18 protein-coding genes are annotated in these 25,296 nt (G+C 69.6%); all 18 read left to right on the forward strand.

Features of this window, described 5'->3' with window-relative positions:
- The first annotated feature begins 126 nt into the window (after positions 1-126).
- The 18 genes from ABT238_RS14490 (at position 127) to ABT238_RS14575 (ending at position 25,225) form a co-directional block, all read left to right on the forward strand.
- On the forward strand, positions 127-2,730 hold the full coding sequence (locus ABT238_RS14490) for a SpoIIE family protein phosphatase (protein WP_502884202.1): 2,604 nt from the start codon (positions 127-129) through the stop codon (positions 2,728-2,730).
- 102 nt (positions 2,731-2,832) lie between these two features.
- The gene (locus tag ABT238_RS14495; RefSeq protein ID WP_350563303.1) at positions 2,833-4,575 is read left to right on the forward strand and encodes an ABC transporter family substrate-binding protein; all 1,743 of its coding nucleotides are present in this window, start codon (positions 2,833-2,835) and stop codon (positions 4,573-4,575) included.
- A gap of 323 nt (positions 4,576-4,898) precedes the next feature.
- Complete coding sequence (gene typA / locus ABT238_RS14500) at positions 4,899-6,803, forward strand: translational GTPase TypA (RefSeq protein WP_350563305.1); 1,905 nt, start codon at positions 4,899-4,901, stop codon at positions 6,801-6,803.
- A gap of 440 nt (positions 6,804-7,243) precedes the next feature.
- Entirely contained in the window at positions 7,244-8,878 is a 1,635-nt protein-coding gene (locus tag ABT238_RS14505) for a peptide ABC transporter substrate-binding protein (RefSeq protein WP_350563307.1), read from the forward strand.
- Between the two features lie 91 nt (positions 8,879-8,969).
- Positions 8,970-9,914, forward strand: a complete 945-nt coding sequence (locus tag ABT238_RS14510; RefSeq protein WP_350563310.1) for an ABC transporter permease — start codon at positions 8,970-8,972, stop codon at positions 9,912-9,914.
- Complete coding sequence (locus tag ABT238_RS14515) at positions 9,907-10,845, forward strand: ABC transporter permease (RefSeq protein ID WP_350563312.1); 939 nt, start codon at positions 9,907-9,909, stop codon at positions 10,843-10,845. Before ABT238_RS14510 ends, ABT238_RS14515 begins: the two co-directional genes overlap by 8 nt.
- Positions 10,846-10,864: 19 nt before the next feature.
- Entirely contained in the window at positions 10,865-11,914 is a 1,050-nt protein-coding gene (locus ABT238_RS14520) for an ABC transporter ATP-binding protein (protein WP_350563315.1), read from the forward strand.
- Positions 11,907-12,923, forward strand: coding sequence for an ABC transporter ATP-binding protein (locus tag ABT238_RS14525; RefSeq protein ID WP_350563317.1), 1,017 nt, complete (start codon positions 11,907-11,909; stop codon positions 12,921-12,923). Before ABT238_RS14520 ends, ABT238_RS14525 begins: the two co-directional genes overlap by 8 nt.
- A gap of 196 nt (positions 12,924-13,119) precedes the next feature.
- Positions 13,120-14,745 (forward strand): peptide ABC transporter substrate-binding protein, encoded by a 1,626-nt coding sequence (locus tag ABT238_RS14530; protein ID WP_350563319.1) that lies wholly within the window; start codon positions 13,120-13,122, stop codon positions 14,743-14,745.
- 84 nt (positions 14,746-14,829) lie between these two features.
- Positions 14,830-15,756: an ABC transporter permease gene (locus ABT238_RS14535; RefSeq protein WP_350563321.1), complete on the forward strand. Its 927-nt coding sequence runs from the start codon at positions 14,830-14,832 to the stop codon at positions 15,754-15,756.
- Positions 15,749-16,747: an ABC transporter permease gene (locus ABT238_RS14540; protein WP_502884203.1), complete on the forward strand. Its 999-nt coding sequence runs from the start codon at positions 15,749-15,751 to the stop codon at positions 16,745-16,747. The genes ABT238_RS14535 and ABT238_RS14540 overlap by 8 nt, the downstream gene beginning before the upstream one ends.
- A 15-nt stretch (positions 16,748-16,762) precedes the next feature.
- A complete protein-coding gene (locus ABT238_RS14545; RefSeq protein ID WP_350563323.1) occupies positions 16,763-17,815 on the forward strand; it encodes an ABC transporter ATP-binding protein in 1,053 nt (350 codons plus the stop codon).
- The gene (locus tag ABT238_RS14550; protein ID WP_350563325.1) at positions 17,805-18,983 is read left to right on the forward strand and encodes an ABC transporter ATP-binding protein; all 1,179 of its coding nucleotides are present in this window, start codon (positions 17,805-17,807) and stop codon (positions 18,981-18,983) included. The genes ABT238_RS14545 and ABT238_RS14550 overlap by 11 nt, the downstream gene beginning before the upstream one ends.
- 432 nt (positions 18,984-19,415) lie before the next feature.
- Entirely contained in the window at positions 19,416-21,062 is a 1,647-nt protein-coding gene (locus ABT238_RS14555; RefSeq protein ID WP_350563327.1) for a peptide ABC transporter substrate-binding protein, read from the forward strand.
- 93 nt (positions 21,063-21,155) lie between these two features.
- Positions 21,156-22,100, forward strand: coding sequence for an ABC transporter permease (locus ABT238_RS14560; RefSeq protein WP_350563329.1), 945 nt, complete (start codon positions 21,156-21,158; stop codon positions 22,098-22,100).
- Positions 22,093-23,100 (forward strand): ABC transporter permease, encoded by a 1,008-nt coding sequence (locus ABT238_RS14565; RefSeq protein WP_350563331.1) that lies wholly within the window; start codon positions 22,093-22,095, stop codon positions 23,098-23,100. Before ABT238_RS14560 ends, ABT238_RS14565 begins: the two co-directional genes overlap by 8 nt.
- A 24-nt stretch (positions 23,101-23,124) precedes the next feature.
- Entirely contained in the window at positions 23,125-24,213 is a 1,089-nt protein-coding gene (locus tag ABT238_RS14570) for an ABC transporter ATP-binding protein (protein WP_502884210.1), read from the forward strand.
- A complete protein-coding gene (locus ABT238_RS14575) occupies positions 24,206-25,225 on the forward strand; it encodes an ABC transporter ATP-binding protein (RefSeq protein WP_350757610.1) in 1,020 nt (339 codons plus the stop codon). The genes ABT238_RS14570 and ABT238_RS14575 overlap by 8 nt, the downstream gene beginning before the upstream one ends.
- Positions 25,226-25,296: the final 71 nt, after the last annotated feature.

Below are 25,296 nucleotides of genomic sequence, written 5' to 3' on the forward strand. Positions count from 1 at the left end.
GCGGTAGGACAAAAACCTTCGCCCGATCTGATGTTGTGATGTTGAGGGCGTGTGAACGTACCCCTCGATGATGAATACTCGGTCTTCTCGACATCCGGACGGTCGCGGGTTTGGAGGGGTCGGTCCGTGAACAGCACCCCGGCGCGCAGTGCGCCGAGCAGCAGCGGTCATGCCGCTGTACCCGGGCAGGCCGGCGCCCAACACGTGCCCGCCCCTGCCCACCACCTGCCCGCACCCGCCCGGGCCCCCCGGCCGGCGGCCGCGGAGGAACGGTGGGGTGCCGGGGATCCGGGCTCGATCTACGACTACATCCGGGTCGCCACCTTCGCGATCGGCCCCGACGGCCGGATCAGCCAGTGGAGCGAGCGGGCGGCCGAGTTCTTCGGCGTCCCCGCCGCCGAGGCGGTCGGCGCGGACCCGGTGACCACCTTCGTCCCGCGCGAGCTCTGGCAGCGCGGCCGGGCCCGGCTGGAGCGCACCCTGGCCGGCGAGGAGTGGGTCGGCACCACCCCGTACCGGCACGCCGACGGCGGCGAGGGCCTCGTCGAGCTCTACCTCATGCCGGACAGCGCACTGCCCACCGCCGGCGCCACCTGTCTCGCGGTCGACCTCGGCCGGCTGCGCCGGATCGAGACCGATCTGGCCGCTTCGGAGGCGGTTTTCGGCCAGACCCCGACCGGCTTCGTCCTCTTCGACGACCGGCTCCGCCTCCAGCGCGTCAACGACGCCTTCGCCTCCGGGATGGGCCTCGCCCCCACCGACCTGGAGGGCCTCACCCCGCACGACATCTTCCCCGGCGCCGAGGCCGACCGGCTCACCGCCGCCCTGCGCAAGGTCCTCGCCAGCGGCGCGCCCGTCTTCGACCTGCGCTTCCACGCCGCCGTCCCGACCCGCGAGGGCAACCGGCTCTGGGCCGTCTCGCTCTACCGCCTCAACGGCGCGGCCGGCCAGCCGATGGGCGTCGCCGGACAGGTCTCCGACGTCACCAGCCGGCACGTCGCCGAACGCGAGGCCGACGGCGTCCGCCGCAACCTCGCGCTGCTCAACGAGGCCAGCGCCCACATCGGCTCCACCCTCGACCTGGAGACCACCGCCAAGGAGCTGCTGGACGTCGTCGTCCCGCCGTTCTGCGACCTCGCCACCGTCGACCTCTACACCGCGCTGCTCTCCGGCGAGACCGTCCCCAGCGCCGGCCGGCTCGGCGACACCGTGCTCACCGACGGCAGCGGCGAACTGCGCCGGGTCGCCGTCTCCAGCGTGGTCGGCGGCGCCTCCTCGGTGCTCGGCTCGGTCACCGGCCTGCCCATCGCCGAGGCCGGCGGCACCCTCTGCTACCCGCGCCGCTCCCCGCACGCCCGGGCGCTGCGCACCGGCCGCAGCGTCGTCCCGGAGCCCGGCCCCGACCCGCTGCTGCGCTCCACCCTGATCGTCCCGCTGGTCGCCCGCGACCAGGTGCTCGGCCTGGTCCAGCTCTCCCGGGCGATCGGCAGCGAACCCTTCGACGCCCGCGACGTCGCCATCGCCGAGGAACTCGTCGCCCGCGCCGCCGTCTGCATCGACAACGCCCGGCTCTACCGCCGCGAGCACGAGCGCGCGCTGATCCTCCAGCGCAGCCTGCTGCCCCCGGGCAACCCGGTCGCCAGCGGCCTGGAGATCGCCTGCCGCTACCTGCCGAGCAACAACAACACCGAGGTCGGCGGCGACTGGTTCGACGTCATCCCGCTGCCCGGCAACCGCACCGCCCTGGTCATCGGCGACGTGATGGGCCGCGGCCTGCGCGCCGCCGTCGCCATGGGTCAGCTGCGCACCGCCGTGCGCACCCTGGCCATGCTCGACCTGGAACCCGGCGAGGTGCTCGCCGCGCTCGACGAGATCGCCCGCGGCCTCGGCGACGACACCGCGCCGACCGGCCGGTCCAACCCGTACGGGCGGCTCACCTCCACCGCCGACGAGGAGGCCCGCGAGGTCTACCTGGCCACCTGCGTCTACGCGGTCTACGACGCGGTCACCCGGCGCTGCACCTTCGCCAACGCCGGCCACCTGCCGCCGGTGCTTCTCGGCCCCGGCGAGCCCGCCCGGATGCTCGACGTCCCGCCCGGCCTGCCGCTCGGCGTCGGCGGCGAGCCCTTCGAGGAGGTCGAGCTGACCCTCCCGGACGGCGCCGTGCTCGGCCTCTACACCGACGGCCTGGTGGAGAGCCGCAAGCACCAGCTGGACGAGGGCCTGAAGGCCTTCCGCACCGCGCTGTCCGACGAGGGCAAGAACCTGGAGGACCTCTGCGACCACGTCCTCGGCGAGCTCAACCCGCACCACGGCGAGGACGACATCGCCCTGCTGATGGCCAAGGTGCACGCCTTCCCGGCGGACGCCGTCGGCCAGTGGTTCCTGCCGCCCGAGCCCACCTCGGTCGCCAAGGCCCGCGAGTTCGCGTGCAGCTGGCTGCTCGCCCGCGGCCTGGACGAGCTGGTCGACACCACCGAGCTGCTGGTCAGCGAGCTGGTCACCAACGCGCTGCGGCACGGCCGGGGCGAGATCCGGCTGCGGCTGCTGCGCGACCGGACGATGGTGTGCGAGGTCTGGGACGACGGTTACGCCCAGCCCCGGCAGCGGCGCGCCCACGAGACCGACGAGGGCGGTCGCGGGCTCCAGCTGGTCAGCCTGCTCGCCGAACGCTGGGGCAGCCGGCGCACGCCGAAGGGCAAGATCGTCTGGTTCGAGCTGGGCCTGTAGCGCCACCCGGGCAGCGGCCGTCCTACCCCGATCGGGTGCTGTCGGCCGTCCGGGCGCCGTGTCGGGGCGCCCGGGCCGTGGGGGCGGCGTTCGATGGCCGCCATGCGCGCCCGCCTCCCCGTCGCAGCCGCCGTGCTGCTGCTCGCCCTCGGTGCCACGGCCGGCTGCCTCGGCGGCCCCGACCCGGCCCGCACCGGCCGCACCCCCGACCCCGCGCCGCCCGCCCCGGCCGTCGTCACCGGGGACGTCCGCCCCGTCGACCGGGCCGCCGTCCGCGACGGCGGCACCCTGCGCTGGGCCGTCGACGCCCTCCCGGCCACCCTGAACGTGCACCAGCCCGCAGCCACCGCCGAATCGGCGCTGCTCGCGCACGCCCTCTACCCCTCGCTGTTCCGGCCGGACGCGCACGGCGAGTGGATCCCGGACCCGGACTACCTGGCCGCCGCCGAGTCCACCCCGCCCGGACGGCTGCCCCAGGTGGTCACCTACCACCTCAACCCGCGCGCCGTCTGGAGCGACGGCACCCCGCTCTCCGCCGCCGACCTGATCGCCCAGCGCGCCGCGCTCTCCGGCCTGGACCCCGCGTACGACGCCGTCCGCCCCGCCGGCTACGCGGCCGTCGACTCCGTCACGCAGGGTGCCGACCCGCACGAGGTCAGGGTGACCTTCCGGCAGCCCTGCGCCGAGTGGCAGGCCCTGTTCGGCCCGCTCTACCCCGCCGCCGAGACCGCCACCGCCGCCGCCTTCGGCCGCCCGCTGCCCGGCGGCACCGCCCATCCGACCGCGGGACCGTTCCTGGTCGACGGGTACGACCCGGTCGGCGGGAGGGCCGTCCTGGTCCGCAACCCGTTCTGGTGGGGCGAGCCGGCCAAGGCGGACCGGATCGAGTTCCTGGCCGTCCCGGCCGACCGGCGCACCGACGAGCTGGCCCGGGGCCGGCTGGACCTCGCCCCGCTGACCGCGGCGGTCGAGCACGCCGGGGCCGACCCCGCCGAGGTGCTGCGCACGGCCGGGGCGCTGCCCGGCGTCACCCTGCACCGGGCCGCCGGGACCGGCCTCGCCCAGCTCACCCTGAACGCCGCCCGCGAACCGCTCACCGATCCGGTGCTGCGCCGCGCGCTGGCCCGCGCCGTCGACCGGCGGCACGCCGCCGACGCCGCGCTGACCCCGTTCGGGCTGCCCGCCGCGCCGCTCGGCCACCACCTGCTGGCCGGCGACCAGCCCGGCTACCGGGACGACGCCGACGCGCTGGGCGGCGCCGATCCCGGGCGGATGCTGGACACGGCCGGCTGGCACCGCCCCGCCGCCGGCGGCACCCGCACCCGGGGCGGGCGCGAACTGGCGCTCACCCTGCTGGTCCCGGCCGGCTCGGCGACCCTGCGACGGGCGGCCGACGCGGTGGCGGCGGACCTCGGCGCGGCCGGGGCCGCCGTGCGGGTCACGGAGGCGCCGGCGGACGCCTTCGTCCGCGACCGCCTGGCCGTCGGCGACTGGGACCTCGCCGTGTTCTCCTGGCCCGCCGGCCCGGCCCCGGCCGGCGAGCAGCGGCCCGTCTACGCCAAGCCCCGCCCGGGCCCGGACGGCACCCCGGTGACCGGCCGCAACTACGCGCGGGCCGGGACGGAGGAGATCGACCGCCTCTTCGACCGCGCCGCCGCCGAGCCCGACCCGGCCACCCGCCGCGCCCTGCTCCAGGAGGCCGACGTGCGGATCTGGCAGCTGGGCCACTCGGTCCCGCTGTTCCAGCGCCCGGAGGCGGTCGCGGTCCGCGACGGCCTCACCGGCCCAGGCGTCCGGGGTCTGTCCCGCCCCCGCCTCCAGGACCTCGGCTGGGCCGCGGGTTAGCGGACGGGGGCGCCGTGGTGCCGGAGACGAGGAAGGCCCGGGGCAGGGCGGAGCGGAGGCGGTGGATCACGCCCGAAGCCCGGCGGAGCCCGAACGCCGGGTGGCGGGGACGTGGCCGAGTTGTGATCTTGCTCCCGCCCGAGACTCCCGTTTCGGCCGAGCTCGGCGGTTCCCCGTACCATAGGAGGAAGCCGTGGCATGTCCTGCCCGGCGGGTGGACCGGTAGTAGCAGGCGGAACGGGTGGTGGCGGCCGACAGGGGTCGCAAGTGCGCGTCACGCAGCCGGGCGCCGTAACCCACGATTCCAGGAGAATCCGCTAGGCATGCCCACGCGCAACGACATCCGTAACGTCGCCATTGTCGCCCACGTCGACCACGGCAAGACCACCCTGGTCGACGCCATGCTCAAGCAGGCCGGTGCCTTCGCCGCCCACCAGCAGCTGGACGACCGGATGATGGACTCCAACGACCTGGAGCGTGAGAAGGGCATCACCATTCTCGCGAAGAACACCGCGGTCAAGTACCACCCGAAGGACGGTGGCGCGCCGATCACCATCAACATCATCGACACCCCGGGCCACGCCGACTTCGGCGGCGAGGTCGAGCGCGGTCTGTCGATGGTGGACGCGGTCGTCCTGCTGGTCGACGCCTCCGAGGGCCCGCTGCCGCAGACCCGCTTCGTGCTCCGCAAGGCGCTCACCGCGCGGCTGCCCGTCATCCTCTGCATCAACAAGACCGACCGTCCGGACGCCCGGATCGACGAGGTCATCAACGAGACCTACGACCTCTTCCTCGACCTCGACGCGGACGAGGACCAGATCGAGTTCCCGATCGTCTACGCCTGCGCCCGTGACGGCGTCGCGTCGCTGACCAAGCCGGAGAACGGCACCGTTCCCGCCGACAGCGACAACCTGGAGCCGTTCTTCTCCACCATCCTGGAGCACGTCCCGGCCCCGACCTTCGACGCGGACGCCCCGCTGCAGGCCCACGTCACCAACCTGGACGCCGACAACTTCCTCGGCCGCATCGCGCTGCTCCGCGTCGAGCAGGGCGAGCTGCGCAAGGGCCAGACGGTGGCCTGGATCAAGCGCGACGGCACCATCTCCAACGTCCGCATCTCCGAGCTGCTGATGACCGAGGCGCTCACCCGCAAGCCGGCCGAGGTGGCGGGCCCCGGTGACATCTGCGCCGTCGCCGGCATCTCCGACATCATGATCGGCGAGACCCTGGCCGACCCGGAGAACCCGATCGCGCTGCCGCTGATCACGGTGGACGAGCCGGCCATCTCGATGACCATCGGCACCAACACCTCGCCGCTGGTCGGCCGGGGCGGCAGCGGCAAGGGCGCGGACGCCAAGTCCGCCGGCCGGGTCGACCGCAAGGTCACCGCCCGCCAGGTGAAGGACCGCCTGGACCGCGAGCTTGTCGGTAACGTCTCGCTGCGCGTGCTGGACACCGAGCGTCCGGACGCCTGGGAGGTGCAGGGCCGCGGCGAGCTGGCGCTGGCCATCCTGATCGAGACCATGCGCCGCGAGGGCTTCGAGCTGACCGTCGGCAAGCCGCAGGTGGTCACCAAGGAGGTCAACGGCAAGACCCACGAGCCGGTCGAGCGCCTGACCGTGGACGTGCCCGAGGAGCACATGGGCGCCGTCACCCAGCTCATGGGCATCCGCAAGGGCCGGATGGACAACATGTCCAACCACGGCTCGGGCTGGGTCCGGATGGAGTTCGTCGTGCCGTCCCGCGGCCTGATCGGCTTCCGGACCGAGTTCCTCACCAACACCCGCGGCACCGGCATCGCCCACTCGATCCACGAGGGCCACGAGCCGTGGTTCGGCCAGCTGACCACCCGCAACAACGGTTCGCTGGTCGCCGACCGGGCCGGCGTGGTCACCGCCTTCGCGATGACCAACCTGCAGGAGCGCGGCGTGCTCTTCTGCGACCCGGGCACCGAGGTGTACGAGGGCATGATCGTCGGCGAGAACTCGCGCGCCGACGACATGGACGTCAACATCACCAAGGAGAAGAAGCTCACCAACATGCGGTCCTCGAACGCCGACGTGGCCGAGTCGATCGTCCCGCCGCGCAAGCTCTCGCTGGAGCAGTCGCTGGAGTTCTGCCGCGAGGACGAGTGCATCGAGGTGACCCCGGAGACTGTTCGCATCCGTAAGGTCGTCCTGGACCAGAAGGACCGCGGCCGCACCGCGTCGCGCGCCAAGAAGGCGTGATCCCGGCCTTCTGAGCCCCTCCGGCGGTGCTTTGGCCGGAAACGTTCGCCCCCCTTTCCGATGGAGAGGGGGGCGAACTATTTCAACTACTCCACGCTGTCGACGCGCGTATAAACGGAATAGCGCTTACCACGCCGAGGTGTCCGCTGAGCGAACGTGACAGTCCGTCATTCATGACGACTGTCCGGTTGATGCCTGTCTGAGTATGTCTCATATGTCCGATTTTCGAAACTTACCGACCGTTCATGTGACCTAATTGAGATCGGCAGTGGTCACTTTCGTGTCCGTGCGTGACACATAGTGGGTGCAGTCAGGCTCGGGTCAAGGGTTAACGCGCAGGGGTGCGCGCCGAAACCACGAGCGCGGACGGCACGGCGGACCGGACCAACCGCCCGCGGTGCTCTCCTCGTTGGAAAGTCGAATTCAGGAGGCATCCCCCCATGCGTGGTGCAACCCAGACCAAGTGGCTCGTCGCGGCGACCGCGATCGCCCTCGCGGCGACCGCCTGCAGCACCAGCTCGAAGAGCGACGACAAGGCCGCCTCCGGCGGCGGCTCGATCGCCGTCCAGCTCGGTGAGCCGCAGCACGGCCTGGTCCCGCAGAACACCGCGGAGTCCGAGGGTGCCGAGGTCCTGAACGCGCTGTTCGCCGGCCTGGTCGAGTACGACAACAAGACCAACGAGCCGAAGCTGCGCGTCGCCGAGTCGATCGAGTCCCCGGACAGCAAGGTCTGGACGATCAAGCTGAAGGACGGCTACACCTTCCACAACGGTGAGAAGGTCACCGCCCAGTCCTTCGTGGACGCCTGGAACTGGGGCGCCAACCAGGACAACGCGGCCGAGGGCCTGCCGTTCTTCGCCAAGATCGACGGCTCCGCCGACCTCGCCCCGGGCAAGGACAAGAAGCCGGCCACCGACAAGCTCAAGGGCCTGCAGGTCGTCGACGACAAGACCTTCACGGTCACCCTGACCAACCCGTTCTCCCAGTTCAAGACCATGCTGGGCTACAACGCCTTCTACCCGCTGCCGAAGGCCTTCTTCAGCGACCCGAAGTCCTTCGAAGAGGCCCCCATCGGCAACGGCCCGTTCCAGATGGACGGCAAGTGGGAGCACAACAAGCAGATCAAGGTCAAGCGCTTCGACAACTTCCCGGCCGCTGACGGCAAGGCGAAGCTGCAGAGCGTCACCTTCCGGATCTACGACAACCTGGACACCGCGTACAACGACCTGCGCGCCGACAACATCCAGGCCACGGACAAGCTCCCGATCTCGGCCATGGGTACCGTCAAGGGCGAGTTCGGCGACCGCTACATCTACAAGCCGGAGTCGGGCGTCGGCTACATCGGCTTCCCGATCTCGACCAACCCGGCCGCCTACGGCAAGCCGGAGATCCGCAAGGCGATCTCGATGGCGATCGACCGGGAGTCGATCACCAAGACGATCTTCTCGGGCACCCGCGTCCCGGCCGACGACTTCATCAACCCGCTGATCCCGGGTTACCGCAAGGGCGCCATGGGCGACGCGGCCAAGTACGACCCGGCCAAGGCCAAGCAGCTGTTCGACACCGCCGGCGGTGTCCCGAACAACACCATCGAGCTGGGCTACAACGCCGACGGCGGCCACAAGGAGTGGATCGAGGCCGTCGCCAACCAGCTGAAGAAGAACCTCGGCGTCGAGGTCACCACCAAGCCGTTCGAGAAGTTCGGCAAGATCCTGGACGCGCTGGGCGACAAGCAGTACTCGGGCGCCTTCCGCATGGCCTGGTCGATGGACTACCCGTCGATCGAGAACTACGAGCGCCCGATCTTCTCCAAGGTCGCGATCGAGAACGGCTCGAACTACGGCGGTTACGTCAACGAGCAGTTCGAGTCGCTCCTGGACCAGGCGGACCAGGCGAAGAGCCCGGAGGAGGGCCTGAAGCTGTACCAGCAGGCCGACGACGTCCTGATCCAGGACCTGCCGTACATCCCGGTGTACACCTACATGTCCTCCGCCGCGTACTCCAAGAAGATCAAGAACTTCGACACCGACGCCCAGGGCCGCATGAACCTGGACGAGGTCGAGCTCGCCGGCTGATCTGAGACGCAGACGATAGGGGGCGGGTGGAGTCCGGACCACAGTCCGGCTCCCCCCGCCTCCCTTCCTTGTCCGAAAGTGTGGAGGTCTAATGGGCCGCTATGTGATCCGCCGACTGATACAGGCGATCCCTGTCCTTATCGGCGCGACGCTGCTGATTTACGCGTTGGTCCACTACCTGCCCGGTGACCCGGTGCAGGCGCTGGCCGGCGAGAAGCGAGCCGACCCGATCGTCGCGGACATGATCCGCGAGAAGTACCACCTGAACGACCCGTTCCTCGTTCAGTACTGGAACTACATCACCGGCGTCTTCCAGGGTGACCTGGGCGAGAGCCTGACCGGTCGCCCGGTGAGCGAAATGATCGGGGACGCCTTCCCGTACACCGTCAACCTCGCCCTGGTGGCCTTTGTCATCGAGGCGGTCGTCGGTGTCGCGGCCGGTGTCATGGCGGCCCTGCGCAAGGGGAAGTTCCTGGACCAGCTGGTCCTCATCAGCACGCTGCTGGTCATCTCGATCCCGGTCTTCGTCACCGGCTTCGTGCTGCAGCTCGTGCTCGGCGTCAAGTTGAAGAACGACTACGGCATCGAGATCTTCTCGGTCTCCTTCAACGAGGAGGACGGTCTGCGCGCGTACCTGCTGCCGGCCTTCGTCCTCGCCTCGATGTCGCTCGCGTACGTCGCCCGCCTGACCCGCACCAGCCTGATGGAGACCATGCGCGCGGACTACGTCCGCACCGCGGTCGCCAAGGGCCTGAAGCGGCGCCGGGTCATCGGCCGTCACGCGCTGCGCAACGCGCTGATCCCGATCGTCACCTTCCTGGGCGCCGACCTCGGCGGTCTGATGGGTGGCGCGGTCATCACCGAGAGGATCTTCAACATCCACGGCATCGGCGGCCTGCTCGCCCAGTCCGTGTACCAGAAGCAGGGCACGATCATCGTCGGCGTGGTCACGCTGCTGGTGCTGATCTACCTGGTCACCACCCTGCTCGTGGACCTGCTGTACGCCGTGCTCGACCCGAGGATCCGCTATGAGTGACACCATCACCAAGGGCACCGAGGCCCCTTCCGACGACAACGGCCCGAAGGGCGCGGCGAAGGCCCAGAAGCCCGAGCGCGTCGCGAGCCTCTGGTCGGACGCGCTGCGCGACCTGCGGCGCAACCCGGTCTTCATCATCGGCGCGGTGCTGGTGTTCTGCCTGCTGGTCATCTCCGCGGTGCCGCAGCTGTTCACCGACGGCAGCCCGTTCGAGGGCGGCGCCTGCGACCTGGCCAACTCGCTCAAGCGTCCGAGTGCCGACCACTGGTTCGGCTTCGACGTCCAGGGCTGCGACATCTACACCCGCACCATCTGGGGTGCCCGCAACTCGGTCACCGTCGGTGTGCTGACCACCCTCACGGTCACCGTGGTGGGCTCCCTGCTCGGCCTGCTGGCCGGCTGGAAGGGCGGGATCGTCGACTCGATCCTGTCCCGCTTCACCGAGATCTTCTTCTCGATCCCGCTGCTGCTCGGCGGCATGCTGATCATGTCGATGCTCGGCACCGGCAACGCCTACACCGTCTCGCTGGTCATGGCCGTCCTCGGCTGGCCGCAGATCTTCCGCATCATGCGCGCCTCGGTGCTGGCCAACAAGAACAACGACTACGTGATGGCGGCCCGCGCCCTGGGCGCCGGCTCCGGCCGGATCACCTTCCGGCACATCCTGCCGAACGCCATCGCGCCGGTCATCGTCGTCGCCGCGATCTCCCTGGGCGTCTACATCGGCGCCGAGGCCGCGCTGTCCTACCTGGGCATCGGCGTCCAGCCCCCGCAGATCTCCTGGGGCCTGATGATCAGCGACGCCCAGCCCCGGTTCCTGAACGCCCCGCACGTCCTGCTCTTCCCGGCCGCCGTGCTGAGCGTCACCGTGCTGGCCTTCATCATGCTCGGCGACGCGGTCCGCGACGCCCTCGACCCGAAGCTCCGCTGAGAGAAGAGGTGACGACCCGATGACCACCGTGATCGAGAAGAACCAGAAGAACGGCCGCCTCGAGGTTGGCACCCCGCTGCTGGAGGTCAAGGACCTCCACGTGGAGTTCCACACCCGGGACGGCGTCGCCAAGGCCGTGAACGGCGTCAACTACTCCGTGGCCGCCGGTGAGACCCTGGCGGTGCTCGGCGAGTCCGGCTCCGGCAAGTCGGTGACCGCCCAGACCATCATGGGCATCCTCGACATGCCGCCCGGCAAGATCAGCCAGGGCCAGATCCTCTTCCGCGGGCAGGACATGCTCGCGATGAAGGAGGAGGAGCGCCGGCAGATCCGCGGCCAGAAGATCGCGATGATCTTCCAGGACGCGCTCTCCTCGCTGAACCCGGTGATGACCGTCGGCGCCCAGCTCGGCGAGATGTTCCGGGTGCACCGCGGGGCCTCCAAGAAGGAGGCCCGGGAGAAGGCGATCGAGCTGATGGAGCGGGTGCGCATCCCCGCCGCCAAGCAGCGCGTCGGCGACTACCCGCACCAGTTCTCCGGCGGTATGCGCCAGCGCATCATGATCGCCATGGCGCTCTCCATGGAGCCCGACCTGATCATCGCGGACGAGCCCACCACCGCCCTGGACGTCACCGTCCAGGCCCAGGTGATGGACCTCCTCGCGGAGCTCCAGGACGAGTACAACATGGGCCTGATCCTGATCACCCACGACCTCGGCGTGGTCGCCGACGTCGCGGACAAGATCGCCGTGATGTACGCGGGCCGGATCGTCGAGACCGCCCCGGTGCACCAGCTGTACGCCAACCCGGCGCACCCGTACACCAAGGGCCTGCTCCGCTCCATCCCGCGCCTGGACCAGAAGGGCCAGGAGCTGTACGCGATCAAGGGCCTGCCCCCGAACCTGCTGAAGGTCCCGGCCGGCTGCGCGTTCAACCCCCGCTGTGACGTCGCCACCGACCTGTGCCGCACGGAGATCCCGAAGCTGCACCAGGTGACCGACAAGGACGGCAAGGAGCTCACCGGCCGCCGCAGCGCGTGCCACCTCTGGAAGGAGACCCTCCATGGCTGAGCCCATCCTGGAGGTCAAGGACCTGGTCAAGCACTACCCGCTGACCCAGGGCATCCTGTTCAAGAAGCAGGTCGGCGCCGTCAAGGCCGTCGACGGCGTCTCCTTCGAGCTGGCGAAGGGCGAGACGCTCGGCATCGTCGGCGAGTCGGGCTGCGGCAAGTCGACGCTGGCCAAGGTCCTGATGAACCTGGAGCGGGCCACCTCCGGCCAGGTCCTGTTCAAGGGCGAGGACATCTCCAAGCTGTCCGGCCCGGCCCTCAAGGCCGTCCGCCGGAACATCCAGATGGTGTTCCAGGACCCGTACACCTCGCTCAACCCGCGCATGACGGTCGGCGACATCATCGGCGAGCCCTTCGAGATCCACCCCGAGGTGGCTCCCAAGGGCGACCGCCGCAAGGCCGTCCAGGACCTGCTGGACGTCGTCGGCCTCAACCCGGAGTACATCAACCGGTACCCGCACCAGTTCTCCGGCGGTCAGCGCCAGCGCATCGGCATCGCCCGCGGCCTCGCGCTCAAGCCGGAGATCATCATCTGCGACGAGCCGGTCTCCGCGCTGGACGTGTCCGTCCAGGCGCAGGTGATCAACCTGCTGGAGCAGCTGCAGAACGACTTCGAGCTCTCCTACATGTTCATCGCGCACGACCTCTCCATCGTCCGGCACATCTCCGACCGCGTCGGCGTGATGTACCTGGGCAAGCTGGTCGAGATCGGCTCGGACGAGGAGATCTACGAGAACGCCACCCACCCGTACACCCAGGCGCTGCTCTCCGCGGTGCCGGTGCCGGACCCGGAGGCTCGCGCCAACCGCGACCGGATCATCCTGACCGGCGACATCCCGTCGCCGGCCAACCCGCCGTCCGGCTGCCGCTTCCGCACCCGCTGCTGGAAGGCGGAGGAGCGCTGCTCGACCGAGGTCCCGCTGCTCGCGGTGCCCGAGGTGCTGAGCGGCCCGGCCAAGCACCAGTCGGCGTGCCACTTCGCCGCCGTCCGGGAGACCGCCGCGGTCTGACCGCCCGTTCGTTCCCGCCCGGAGGGGCCCGCTGCCGTTCGCGGCGCGGGCCCCTCCGGCGTTCGCGCGCCCGGTCCGGCGGGGCGTCAACCGCCGTCCGCGCCGCGCACCCGTCCGGGGGTACCCCGCTCGCGCCGCCGGGCGGCCGCGCTTCTCATGGGGTGTGATGCGTCACACACCTTGAGGAGGGACCTCCATGCCCGTGGCCACCCGTGCTCGATGGGTCCTCGCCGCAGCGACGTCCGTGGCCCTGGTGGCCGGCGGATGCAGCAGCAGCGACGACGGCGGCAGCAGCGGTTCGTCGGACAGCAGCAAGACCTTCAGTTACCAGAGCAGCGAACCGCAGAACCCGCTGCAGCCGGCCAACGCCAACGAGACCGGTGGCGGGCGCATCATCCAGAACCTGTTCAAGGGCCTGGTCGACTACGACCCCTCGAACGCGAAGATCCGGATGCAGGTCGCGGACACGATCGAGACCAGCGACTCGCAGACCTTCACCATCACGCTGAAGGACGGCTGGAAGTTCCACGACGGCACGCCGGTGCACGCCAAGAACTTCGTGGACGCCTGGAACTGGGGCGCGACCACCGCCAACAACCAGATCAACAGCTCCTGGTTCTCCGACATCGAGGGCTACCAGGACGTCCACCCGGCGAGCGGCCAGCCGACCTCGGACAAGATGTCCGGGCTGACCGTCGTGGACGACCTGCACTTCACCGTCAAGCTGAGCGGCAAGGTCTCGTACTTCGAGTACAAGCTCGGCTACATCGCCTTCTCCCCGCTGCCGGACGCCTTCTTCGGCGACCCCGCCGGGTACGGGCAGAAGCCGGTCGGCAACGGCCCCTACCAGTTCGTCAGCTGGGACCACAACCAGCAGCTGACCACGAAGGCCTTCCCGGACTACCAGGGCGTCGACAAGCCGAAGAACGGCGGCGTCGTCTTCAAGATGTACAGCACCGCCGAGGCCGCCTACGCCGACCTGCAGTCCAACAACCTGGACGTGATGGACCAGGTGCCGCCCTCCGCCCTGGCCACCTACAAGGCCGACCTCGGGGACCGGGCGGTCGACGAGCCGCAGGGCGCCATCCAGAACATCGGCTTCACGCTCTACCAGGCCGACTGGGCCTCCCCGGACAAGGCGAAGGTCCGCCAGGGCCTGTCGATGGCGATCGACCGCGACACCATCACCAAGACGGTGCTGCAGGGCTCGCGCAAGCCGGCCACCGCCTGGGTGGCCGAGGGCGTCGAGGGCTACAAGGACGGCCAGTGCGGCGAGTTCTGCACCTTCGACGCGGCCAAGGCGAAGCAGCTGATCACCGAGGGCGGCGGCGTCCCCGGCAACCGGCTGACCATCACCTACAACGCGGACGGCGGCCACAAGGAGTGGGTCGACGCGGTCTGCAACTCGATCCGGCAGAGCACCGGCGTGGACTGCGTGGGCGACCCGAAGCCGGACTTCAAGACCGCCCGCGCCGCGATCACCGGCCACCAGATCGACGGCGCCTTCCGCACCGGCTGGGTCCAGGACTACCCGCTGAACGCCAACTTCCTCGCCGACGTGTACCGCACCGGCGCAGCGTCCAACGACTTCGGCTACAGCAACCCGCAGTTCGACCAGCTCGCCACCCAGGCCGACCAGGCCGCCAGCGTCGCCGACTCGGTGACCGGCTACCAGCAGGCCGAGGCCGTGCTGCCCAGCGGCATGCCGGCGATCCCGCTCTGGTACTACCGCACGACCTCGGGCTACTCCACCAAGGTCCAGAACGTGAAGTTCGACTCCTTCGGCAACCCGGCCTGGACCCAGGTCGAGGTCATCGGCTGACGAGTTCCCCGCGCAGGCCCCGCCCTTCCCGCACGGAGGGCGGGGCCCCGGGCACTCGACCACATCTCCGGGAAGGAGGCTCGAATGGGCAGTTACGTGCTGCGGCGGGTACTGCAGATGATCCCGGTGTTCTTCGGCACCACGCTGCTGATCTTCCTGATGGTCTACACACTGCCGGGCGACCCGGTCTCGGCGCTGTTCGGGGAGAAGGCCGCGGACCCCGCCGTGGTGGCCAGCATCAAGCACAAGTACTACCTCGACCAGCCGATCTGGAAGCAGTACCTGCACTACATGGGGAACCTCTTCCAGGGGGACTTCGGCACCAGCTTCACCGGCCGTCCGGTCTCCGACATCATGGCGGACGCCTTCCCGGTCACCATCCGGCTGGCCCTGCTGGCCTTCGTCTTCGAGATGGTCTTCGGCCTGCTGCTGGGCCTGGTCTCCGGGCTGAAGCGGGGCAGTGTGCGGGACACCCTGGTGCTGATCCTCACCCTGCTGGTGATCTCCATCCCGGTCTTCGTCCTGGCGTACATCGCCCAGACGGTCTTCGCCACCAACCTGGGCTGGGTGACCCCGACGGTCCAGGACTCCAAGGACCTCTCGCAGCTGATCCTCCCGGCGATCGTGCTGGGATCGCTGTCGCTCGCGTACGTCGCCCGGCTGACCCGGACCTCCATCGGCGAGAACCTGCGGGCCGACTACATGCGCACCGCGGTGGCCAAGGGCCTGCCCCGGCGCACCATCGTCACCCGCCACCTGCTGCGCAACTCGCTGATCCCGGTGGTCACCTTCCTCGGCACCGACCTCGGCGCGCTGATGGGCGGCGCGATCGTCACCGAGGGCATCTTCAACGTCCAGGGCGTCGGCAACGTCCTCTACCGGGCGATCAACCAGAAGGAGGGGCCGACGGTGGTCGGCATCGTCACCGTGCTGGTGATCGTCTACCTGGTGGCCTCCCTCGTCGTCGACCTGCTCTACGCGGTCCTGGACCCGAGGATCCGCTATGCCTGACATCCACGACGAGAGCTCCTACGAGCCGCATCCCAAGCCGGGGGTCGACCATTTGGACTACGCCGGCGAGCAGGGCATGGCGGTCGAGCAGGAGACCCTGGTCGAGCCCGACCCGGAGAAGCGGGAAGAGGCCCGCAGCCTCTGGGGCGACGCCTGGCGCGACCTGCGGCGGCGGCCGATCTTCCTGATCTCGGCGGTGCTGATCCTGCTGCTGATCGTGATGGCGATCTTCCCCGGGGCGTTCACCGACGCCGACCCGCGCAAGGCCGACCTGGTCAACAACTACCTCCGCCGGCCGGACTGGACGGACTTCTTCGGCGCGGGCTGGTTCGGCTACGACGGCCAGGGCCGCTCCATCTACGCCCGGGTGGTGTACGGCGCCCGGGCCTCGATCACCGTCGGCATCTTCGTGACCGCCACGGTCACCCTGCTCGGCGGGCTGACCGGCATGGTGGCCGGCTACTTCGGCGGCACCGTGGACGCGGTGCTCTCCCGGATCGTCGACATCTTCTTCGGCATCCCGCTGCTGCTGGGCGCGCTGGTGCTGCTGAACGCCTTCTCCACCCGCACGGTGTGGACCGTGGTGGTCGCGCTGGGCGTGCTGGGCTGGACCCAGATCGCCCGCGTCATGCGCGGCGCGGTGCTGACGGTCAAGCAGTCCGACTTCGTGGTGGCCGGGAGGGCGCTCGGCGCCGGCACCGGACGGCTGATGCTGCGGCACATCCTGCCGAACTCGGTCGCCCCGGTGATCGTGGTGGCGACCATCGCGCTGGGCGGCTACATCGCCACCGAGGCGACGCTGAGCTTCCTCGGCATCGGCCTGCAGGACCCGACCATCTCCTGGGGCATCGACATCTCCTCCGCCCAGAAGGTGATCCGGACCGCCCCGTACGTGCTGTTCTTCCCGGCCGCGGCGCTCTCCATCACCGTGCTGGCCTTCATCATGCTGGGCGACGCGGTGCGCGACGCCCTCGACCCGAAGCTGCGCTGAGCGAGGGGACGCATCATGACCACAGCAGTCGATCCCGGCAAGGACCGGCGGGAGGCGCCCTACGAGGGCCCGCTGCTCGACGTGCGCGACCTGCACGTCGAGTTCGTCACCCGGGACGGGGTGGCCAAGGCGGTCAACGGGGTCAACTACAGCGTCCGGGCCGGGGAGACGCTGGCGGTGCTCGGCGAGTCCGGCTCCGGCAAGTCGGTGACCGCGCAGGCGATCATGGGCATCCTGGACATGCCGCCGGCCCGCATCCCCCGGGGCGAGATCCGCTTCCGGGGCCAGGACATGCTGGTGATGGACAAGGAGCAGCGGCGCAAGGTGCGCGGCCAGAAGATCGCGATGATCTTCCAGGACGCGCTCTCCTCGCTCAACCCGGTGCTGACGGTGGGCTTCCAGCTCGGCGAGATGTTCCGCGCCCACCATGGCACCTCCCGCAAGGCGGCCAAGGAGAAGGCCGTCGAGCTGATGGAGCGGGTGCGCATCCCGGCCGCCAGGCAGCGGGTGAATGACTATCCGCACCAGTTCTCCGGGGGCATGCGCCAGCGCATCATGATCGCCATGGCGCTGGCCCTGGAGCCGGACCTGATCATCGCGGACGAGCCCACCACCGCCCTGGACGTCACCGTGCAGGCCCAGGTGATGGACCTGCTCGCGGAGCTGCAGACCGAGTACCACATGGGGCTGATCCTGATCACCCACGACCTGGGCGTGGTCGCCGACGTCGCGGACAAGATCGCGGTGATGTACGCGGGCCGGATCGTGGAGACGGCGCCCGTGCACGAGCTCTACGCGCGCCCGGCGCACCCGTACACCCGGGGCCTGCTGGACTCCATCCCGCGCCTGGACCAGAAGGGCCAGGAGCTGTACGCGATCAAGGGCCTGCCGCCCAACCTGCTGCGGATCCCGCCGGGCTGCGCGTTCAACCCGCGCTGTCCGCGCGCCCAGGACATCTGCCGGCGGGAGGTGCCGGAGCTGTTCCCGGTCACCGAGGACGACGGCACCGAGCTGGCCGGGCGGGGCAGCGCCTGCTTCTTCTGGAAGGAGACCCTCCATGACCGCTGACGGGGCCGGTGCGGTCGAGGCGCCGGAGGAGGCCGCCTTCGAGCAGGAGGTGGCGCGCGGCGAGCCGATCCTCGAAGTCCGCGACCTGGTCAAGTACTTCCCGCTGACCAGGGGCGTGCTGTTCAAGAAGCAGGTCGGCGCCGTCAAGGCCGTCGACGGCGTCTCCTTCGACCTGATGCAGGGGGAGACGCTGGGCATCGTCGGTGAGTCGGGCTGCGGCAAGTCGACGCTGGCCAAGGTCCTGATGAACCTGGAGCCGGCCACCGGCGGCTCGGTGCGCTACAAGGGGGAGGAGATCTCGCGGCTGACCGGGGCGGGGCTGAAGGCGGTGCGCCGGAACATCCAGATGGTGTTCCAGGACCCGTACACCTCGCTCAACCCGCGGATGACGGTCGGCGACATCATCGGCGAGCCCTTCGAGATCCATCCGGAGGTGGCTCCCAAGGGCGACCGGCGCAAGGCCGTCCAGGACCTGCTGGACGTCGTCGGCCTCAACCCGGAGTACATCAACCGGTACCCGCACCAGTTCTCCGGCGGTCAGCGCCAGCGCATCGGCATCGCCCGCGGCCTCGCGCTCAAGCCGGAGATCATCATCTGCGACGAGCCGGTCTCCGCGCTGGACGTGTCCGTCCAGGCGCAGGTGATCAACCTGCTGGAGCAGCTGCAGAGCGAGTTCAACCTCTCGTACATGTTCATCGCGCACGACCTCTCGATCGTCCGGCACATCTCCGACCGGGTCGGCGTGATGTACCTGGGCAAGCTGGTGGAGATCGGCAGCGACCGGGAGATCTACGACCACGCCACGCATCCGTACACCCAGGCGCTGCTCTCCGCGGTGCCGGTGCCGGACCCGACGGCGCGCGCGAACCGGGACCGGATCGTGCTGGTCGGTGACGTGCCCTCGCCGGCCAACCCGCCGTCCGGCTGCCGCTTCCGCACCCGCTGCTGGAAGGCGCAGGAGAAGTGCGCGGTGGAGGTGCCGCTGCTGGCGGTGCCGGGCTGGCTGAGCGGGGCGGCCGCGCACGAGTCGGCCTGCCACTTCGCGGCCGAGCGCGACCAGGACCTGGGCGGAGCGGCCCGAAGCGGACCGGCGGGGGAACCGGACGGGCCGGGGGGTGCGGGGGAGCCGGACGGACCGGGGGAGCCGGGCGGGCCGGAAAGCGGTTGACACCGGGGCACGGCCCCGTCGGCGGAGCGCGTCCTCCTCAGGGAGGGCGCGCTCCGCCGTTGTCCGCCCGCCGACCTGCGGCAATTCCGGCCCGTCGCGCCGGCCGGCCGCCGAAATAGATCATTACGCTTCGTAAAGATTCGAATACCGGTGTTTTCGGTTCGCTATTCGGAAAGCGGACCTTATGATTCCGCACGCGATATGGCGGAATTTGCCGAGTATTGTCACGGGTTGGCCCCGGCCCGTAATTGAATAGATATGTGACGGCGATTCCACGGAGGGGGTCGGTTGATCGATAGTTGCTCTGCGCGTATCAGTGGTCACCTCGCCGGCTGTGCGGATCGGCCCTGAGATGTCGACCCCCGCCGTACCCGGCACACCGAGTGGCGGGGCGCCGTTCGTTCGTAAGCCCCTAAATCGAGGAGCAGTTGAATGAGGCTCACCAAGACGATGCGCTGGACCGCCCTGGCGGCTTGTACCGCGCTCGCGATCTCCGCGTGCAGCACCGGCAGCGACAAGAAGTCCTCGGACGGGGCGAACGGGTCGGGCAAGAAGGGCGGCTCGATCAGCATCGAGTCGGGTGAGCCGCAGCACGGGCTGGTCCCGCAGAACACCGCGGAGTCCGAGGGCGCCCAGGTGCTCGCGCAGCTCTTCGCCGGCCTGGTGGAGTACGACCGCAAGACCAACGAGCCGGGGCTGCGCGTCGCCGAGTCGATCGAGTCCCCGGACAGCAAGGTCTGGACGATCAAGCTGAAGGACGGCTACACCTTCCACAACGGTGAGAAGGTCACCGCCCAGTCCTTCGTGGACGCCTGGAACTGGGGCGCCAACCAGGACAACGCGGCCGAGGGCCTGCCCTTCTTCTCCAAGATCGAGGGCGCCGAGGAGCTCGCCCCGGGCAAGGACAAGAAGCCGGCCACCGACAAGCTCAAGGGCCTCAAGGTCGTCGACGACAAGACCTTCACGGTTACCCTCGCCGCGCCGTTCTCGCAGTTCAAGATCATGCTGGGCTACACCGCGTTCTACCCGCTGCCGAAGGCCTTCTTCCAGGACCGGAAGGCTTTCGAGGAGGCCCCGGTCGGAAACGGGCCGTTCCAGATGGACGGCAAGTGGCAGCACAACCAGCAGATCGTGATCAAGCGCTACGAGAACTTCCCGGAGTCGGACGGAAAGGCCAAGCTGGATTCCGTCACCTTCAAGATTTACGACAAGCTGGAAACGGCCTACAACGATCTCCGGGCCAACAACATCCAGATCACCAACAAGCTCCCGATCTCGGCGATGGCGACCGTCGCCCAGGAATTCGGTGACCGCTACATCTACAAGCCGGAGTCGGGCGTCGGCTTCATCGGCTTCCCGATCGCCACCAACCCGGCCGCCTACGGCAAGCCGGAGATCCGCAAGGCGATCTCGATGGCGATCGACCGCGAGTCGATCACCAAGCAGATCTTCTCGGGCACCCGCATCCCGGCCGACGACTTCATCAGCCCGATCATCCCGGGCTACCGCAAGGGTGCCATGGGCGACGCGGCCAAGTACGACCCGGCCAAGGCCAAGCAGCTGTTCGACACCGCCGGCGGCGTGCCGAACAACACCGTCGAGCTGGGCTACAACGCCGACGGCGGCCACAAGGAGTGGATCGAGGCGGTCGGCAACCAGCTGAAGAAGAACCTCGGCGTCGAGGTCACCTTCAAGCCCTTCGAGAAGTTCGGCAAGATCCTCGACGAGCTGGGCGCCAAGCAGTACTCCGGGGCCTTCCGGATGGCCTGGCAGATGGACTACCCGTCGATGGAGAACTACCTGCGGCCGATCTTCTCCAAGGTCGCGATCGAGAACGGCTCGAACTACGGCGGCTACGTCAACGAGCAGTTCGAGTCGGTGCTCTCGCAGGCCGACCAGGCGAAGAGCCAGGAGGAGGGCCTGAAGCTGTACCAGCAGGCCGACGACATCCTGATCAAGGACCTGCCGTACATCCCGGTCTACACCTACATGACCTCCGCCGCCTACACCAAGACCGTCAAGAACGTGGTCGTCGACGCCCAGAACCGCATCGACCTGGCCAACGTCGAGCTGGCCTGACCGTCCCCCAGTCCGACCGGTGCGCCCTGACGGGCGGCGCGGGCAACCTCCGTGCCGCCCGGCACCGGCGTGCCCCGATCACGAGGAGACCGCATGGGCCGCTATGTGGTCCGCCGGATCATCCAGGCCATACCTGTGATCCTCGGCGCGACATTCCTGATCTACGCACTGGTCTTCCTGCTGCCTGGCGACCCCATCACGGCACTGGCCGGTGAGAAGAGGCAGGACCCTGCCGTCGTCCAGGTCCTGCGGGACCGCTACCACCTGGACGACCCGTTCTTCATCCAGTACTGGGACTACCTGACCGGCCTGTTCAAGGGCGACTTCGGCGAGGACTACCGCGGCAACCAGGTCGTCGACGTGATGCGGCGGGCCTTCCCCTACACCATCAACCTGGCGCTCACCGCGCTGGCCATCGAGATGGTGGTCGGTGTCACCGCCGGCGTGGTCGCCGCCCTGCGGCGCGGCAAGTTCATCGACAACGTGGTGCTGATCTCGACCCTGATGGTCATCTCGATCCCGGTCTTCGTGATCGGCTTCGTCCTCCAACTGCTCCTCGGGGTGAAGCTCAACACCGACTACGGCATCGACTTCTTCCCGGTCTCCTTCAACGAGGAGGCCGGATTCCGGTCCTACCTGCTGCCCGGCTACGTCCTCGCCTCGACCTCCCTGGCGTACGTCGCCCGGCTCACCCGGACCAGCCTGATCGAGGTCATGCGGGCGGACTACGTCCGGACGGCGGTCGCCAAGGGTCTCAGCCCGCTGCGGGTGGTGGTCCGGCACGGGCTGCGCAACGCGCTCATCCCGATCGTCACCTTCCTGGGCATGGACCTCGGCGGCCTGATGGGCGGTGCGGTCATCACCGAGGGCATCTTCAACATCCCCGGCGTCGGGCATCAGCTGTTCCAGTCCGTCTACCTGCGGGAACGCACCATCATCGTGGGCATCGTGAGCGCCCTGGTGATGGTCTACCTGTTCGCCAACCTGGTGGTCGACCTGCTGTACGCCGTCCTGGACCCGAGGATCCGCTATGAGTGAGCCGACGAAGAGCGAGAACGCGCGCGTGGCGATCCCCGGGCAGTCCGGCGGCGGCACGGCCGCGGGCGGCAAGGGCACCGGCCGGGGCGAGGGCGGCGACGGGGGCAAGGGCGGAAGGAGCGGCAAGGGCGGCAAGGACGGCGAGCGGGTCGCCAGCCTCTGGAGCGACGCCTGGGCGGACCTGCGCCGCAGCCCGCTGTTCCTGATCGGCGGGTTCCTGGTGCTGTTCATGGTGCTGCTCGCCGTCGTCCCGCAGCTGTTCACCGATGCCGACCCGCGGGCCGGCGGCTTCTGCAACCTGGCCGACTCGCTGAAGCGGCCCAGCCTCGACCACTGGTTCGGCTTCGACGTCCAGGGCTGCGACATCTACACCCGCACCGTCTGGGGCGCCCGCAACTCGATCATCGTCGGCCTGGTCACCACCACCCTGGTGGTCCTGGTCGGCGGCACGATGGGCCTGTGGGCCGGCTGGATAGGCGGCTTCGGCGACAGCGTGCTCTCCCGCGTCACCGAGATCTTCTTCGCCATCCCGCTGCTGCTCGGCGGCATGCTGATCATGTCCACCTGGGGCAAGGGCAACGCCTGGACGGTCTCCGCGGTGATGGCCGTGCTCGGCTGGCCGCAGATCTACCGGCTGATGCGCTCGGCGGTGCTGGCCAACAAGCACAACGACTACGTGGTGGCGGCCCGGGCGCTCGGCGCCGGCACCGGGCGGATCGTCAGCCGGCACATCCTGCCGAACGCCGTCGCCCCGGTGATCGTGGTCTCCACCATCAACCTGGGCGTCTACATCGGCGCCGAGGCCGCGCTGTCCTACCTGGGCATCGGCATCCAGTCCCCGGCGATCTCCTGGGGCCTGATGATCAGCGACGCCCAGGCCCGCTTCCTGAGCGCCCCGCACGTGCTGCTCTTCCCGGCCGCCGTGCTGAGCATCACCGTGCTGGCGTTCATCATGCTCGGCGACGCGGTGCGCGACGCCCTCGACCCGAAGCTGCGCTGAGGAGGGCCGCGGACCATGACTGACATGACCCAACCGGCGAAGAAGGACGGCACGGGCGCCGGCCGGGGCGCCGTGGAGGTGCCGGCGGCGCGCCGGGAGAGCCTGGTACCCGGTACGCCGCTGCTGGAGGTCGACGACCTGCACATCGAGTTCCACACCCGGGACGGCGTCGCCAAGGCCGTCAACGGGGTGAGCTACTCGGTGTCGGCGGGGGAGACCCTGGCGGTGCTCGGCGAGTCCGGCTCCGGCAAGTCGGTGACCGCGCAGGCGATCATGGGCATCCTCGACATGCCCCCGGGGCGGATCACCGCCGGCTCGGTCCGGTTCCGGGGCGAGGACCTGCTCACCATGACCCCCAGGGCCCGGCGGGCGGTGCGCGGACGGAAGATCGCGATGATCTTCCAGGACGCGCTCTCCTCGCTGAACCCGGTGCTCAGCGTCGGCTACCAGCTCGGCGAGATGTTCCGGGTGCACGAGGGAGCCGGCCGCAAGGAGGCCCGGGAGAAGGCCGTCGAGCTGATGGAGCGGGTGCGCATCCCCGCCGCCCGGCAGCGGGTCGACGACTATCCGCACCAGTTCTCCGGGGGCATGCGCCAGCGCATCATGATCGCCATGGCGCTGGCGCTCCAGCCCGACCTGATCATCGCGGACGAGCCCACCACCGCCCTGGACGTCACCGTGCAGGCCCAGGTGATGGACCTGCTGGCCGAACTCCAGGCCGAGTTCAACATGGGCCTGATCCTGATCACCCACGACCTCGGCGTGGTCGCGGACGTCGCCGACAAGATCGCGGTGATGTACGCGGGCCGGATCGTGGAGACCGCGCCCGTGCACGAGCTCTACGCCCGCCCGGCCCACCCGTACACCCGGGGCCTGCTCAACTCGATCCCCCGGCTGGACCAGAAGGGCCAGAGCCTCTACGCCATCCAGGGCCTGCCGCCGAGCCTGCTGCGGATCCCGGACGGCTGCGCGTTCAACCCGCGCTGCGACCGGGCCCAGGACGTCTGCCGCACCGAACTCCCGCGCCTGGTACCGGTGCTGGACGCCCAGGGGGCCGACCTGCCGGGCCGCCGGAGCGCCTGCCACTTCTGGAAGGAGACCCTCCATGGCTGAGCCCATCCTGGAGGTCAAGGAGCTGGTCAAGCACTACCCGCTGACCCAGGGGATCGTCTTCAAGCGGCAGGTCGGCGCGGTCCGGGCGGTGGACGGCGTCTCCTTCGAGCTGGCGAAGGGGGAGACGCTGGGCATCGTCGGTGAGTCGGGCTGCGGCAAGTCGACGCTGGCCAAGGTCCTGATGAACCTGGAGAAGGCGACGTCCGGCCAGGTGCTCTTCAAGGGCGAGGACATCACCCGGCTCTCCGGGGCGGGGCTGAAGGCGGTGCGGCGGAACATCCAGATGGTGTTCCAGGACCCGTACACCTCGCTCAACCCGCGGATGACGGTCGGCGACATCATCGGCGAGCCCTTCGAGATCCATCCGGAGGTGGCTCCCAAGGGCGACCGCCGCAAGGCCGTCCAGGACCTGCTGGACGTCGTCGGCCTCAACCCGGAGTACATCAACCGCTATCCGCACCAGTTCTCCGGCGGCCAGCGCCAGCGCATCGGCATCGCCCGCGGCCTCGCGCTCAAGCCGGAGATCATCATCTGCGACGAGCCGGTCTCCGCGCTGGACGTCTCGGTGCAGGCCCAGGTGATCAACCTGCTGGAGCAGCTGCAGAACGACTTCCAGCTCTCCTACATGTTCATCGCGCACGACCTCTCGATCGTCCGGCACATCTCCGACCGGGTCGGCGTGATGTACCTCGGCACGATGGTCGAGATCGGGACGGAGGAGGAGATCTACTCCCACCCGACGCACCCGTACACCCAGGCGCTGCTCTCCGCCGTCCCGGTGCCCGACCCGACCGGGCGCGAGCAGCGCGAGCGGATCCTGCTCAGCGGCGACATCCCGTCGCCGGCCAACCCGCCGTCCGGCTGCCGCTTCCGCACCCGCTGCTGGAAGGCGGAGGAGCGCTGCTCGACCGAGGTCCCGCTGCTGGCCGTGCCGGCCGCGCTGAGCGGGGCGGCCGCGCACGAGTCGGCCTGCCACTTCGCCGAGGTGCGGGACGTGATCGGCACGGGCTGATCGCCGGTCACGTCGAGGGGCCCCGGAGTCGCGCGGACTCCGGGGCCCCGGCCGTCCGGCTCCGGCCGGCG

Source organism: Kitasatospora sp. NPDC001527, from assembly GCF_040298605.1.
Taxonomy (GTDB): Bacteria; Actinomycetota; Actinomycetes; order Streptomycetales; family Streptomycetaceae; genus Kitasatospora.

Excerpts from the sequence above, each read along its gene's own strand:
- ABT238_RS14545 (WP_350563323.1), top strand. The coding sequence starts at position 16,763 with ATGACCACAGCAGTCGATCCCGGCAAGGACCGGCGGGAGGCGCCCTAC.
- ABT238_RS14515 (WP_350563312.1), top strand. The coding sequence starts at position 9,907 with ATGAGTGACACCATCACCAAGGGCACCGAGGCCCCTTCCGACGACAAC.
- ABT238_RS14540 (WP_502884203.1), top strand. The coding sequence starts at position 15,749 with ATGCCTGACATCCACGACGAGAGCTCCTACGAGCCGCATCCCAAGCCG.
- ABT238_RS14560 (WP_350563329.1), top strand. The coding sequence starts at position 21,156 with ATGGGCCGCTATGTGGTCCGCCGGATCATCCAGGCCATACCTGTGATC.
- ABT238_RS14555 (WP_350563327.1), top strand. The coding sequence starts at position 19,416 with ATGAGGCTCACCAAGACGATGCGCTGGACCGCCCTGGCGGCTTGTACC.
- ABT238_RS14550 (WP_350563325.1), top strand. The coding sequence starts at position 17,805 with ATGACCGCTGACGGGGCCGGTGCGGTCGAGGCGCCGGAGGAGGCCGCC.
- ABT238_RS14505 (WP_350563307.1), top strand. The coding sequence starts at position 7,244 with ATGCGTGGTGCAACCCAGACCAAGTGGCTCGTCGCGGCGACCGCGATC.
- ABT238_RS14510 (WP_350563310.1), top strand. The coding sequence starts at position 8,970 with ATGGGCCGCTATGTGATCCGCCGACTGATACAGGCGATCCCTGTCCTT.
- ABT238_RS14525 (WP_350563317.1), top strand. The coding sequence starts at position 11,907 with ATGGCTGAGCCCATCCTGGAGGTCAAGGACCTGGTCAAGCACTACCCG.
- ABT238_RS14535 (WP_350563321.1), top strand. The coding sequence starts at position 14,830 with ATGGGCAGTTACGTGCTGCGGCGGGTACTGCAGATGATCCCGGTGTTC.
- typA (WP_350563305.1), top strand. The coding sequence starts at position 4,899 with ATGCCCACGCGCAACGACATCCGTAACGTCGCCATTGTCGCCCACGTC.
- ABT238_RS14565 (WP_350563331.1), top strand. The coding sequence starts at position 22,093 with ATGAGTGAGCCGACGAAGAGCGAGAACGCGCGCGTGGCGATCCCCGGG.
- ABT238_RS14495 (WP_350563303.1), top strand. The coding sequence starts at position 2,833 with ATGCGCGCCCGCCTCCCCGTCGCAGCCGCCGTGCTGCTGCTCGCCCTC.
- ABT238_RS14575 (WP_350757610.1), top strand. The coding sequence starts at position 24,206 with ATGGCTGAGCCCATCCTGGAGGTCAAGGAGCTGGTCAAGCACTACCCG.
- ABT238_RS14530 (WP_350563319.1), top strand. The coding sequence starts at position 13,120 with ATGCCCGTGGCCACCCGTGCTCGATGGGTCCTCGCCGCAGCGACGTCC.
- ABT238_RS14520 (WP_350563315.1), top strand. The coding sequence starts at position 10,865 with ATGACCACCGTGATCGAGAAGAACCAGAAGAACGGCCGCCTCGAGGTT.
- ABT238_RS14570 (WP_502884210.1), top strand. The coding sequence starts at position 23,125 with ATGACCCAACCGGCGAAGAAGGACGGCACGGGCGCCGGCCGGGGCGCC.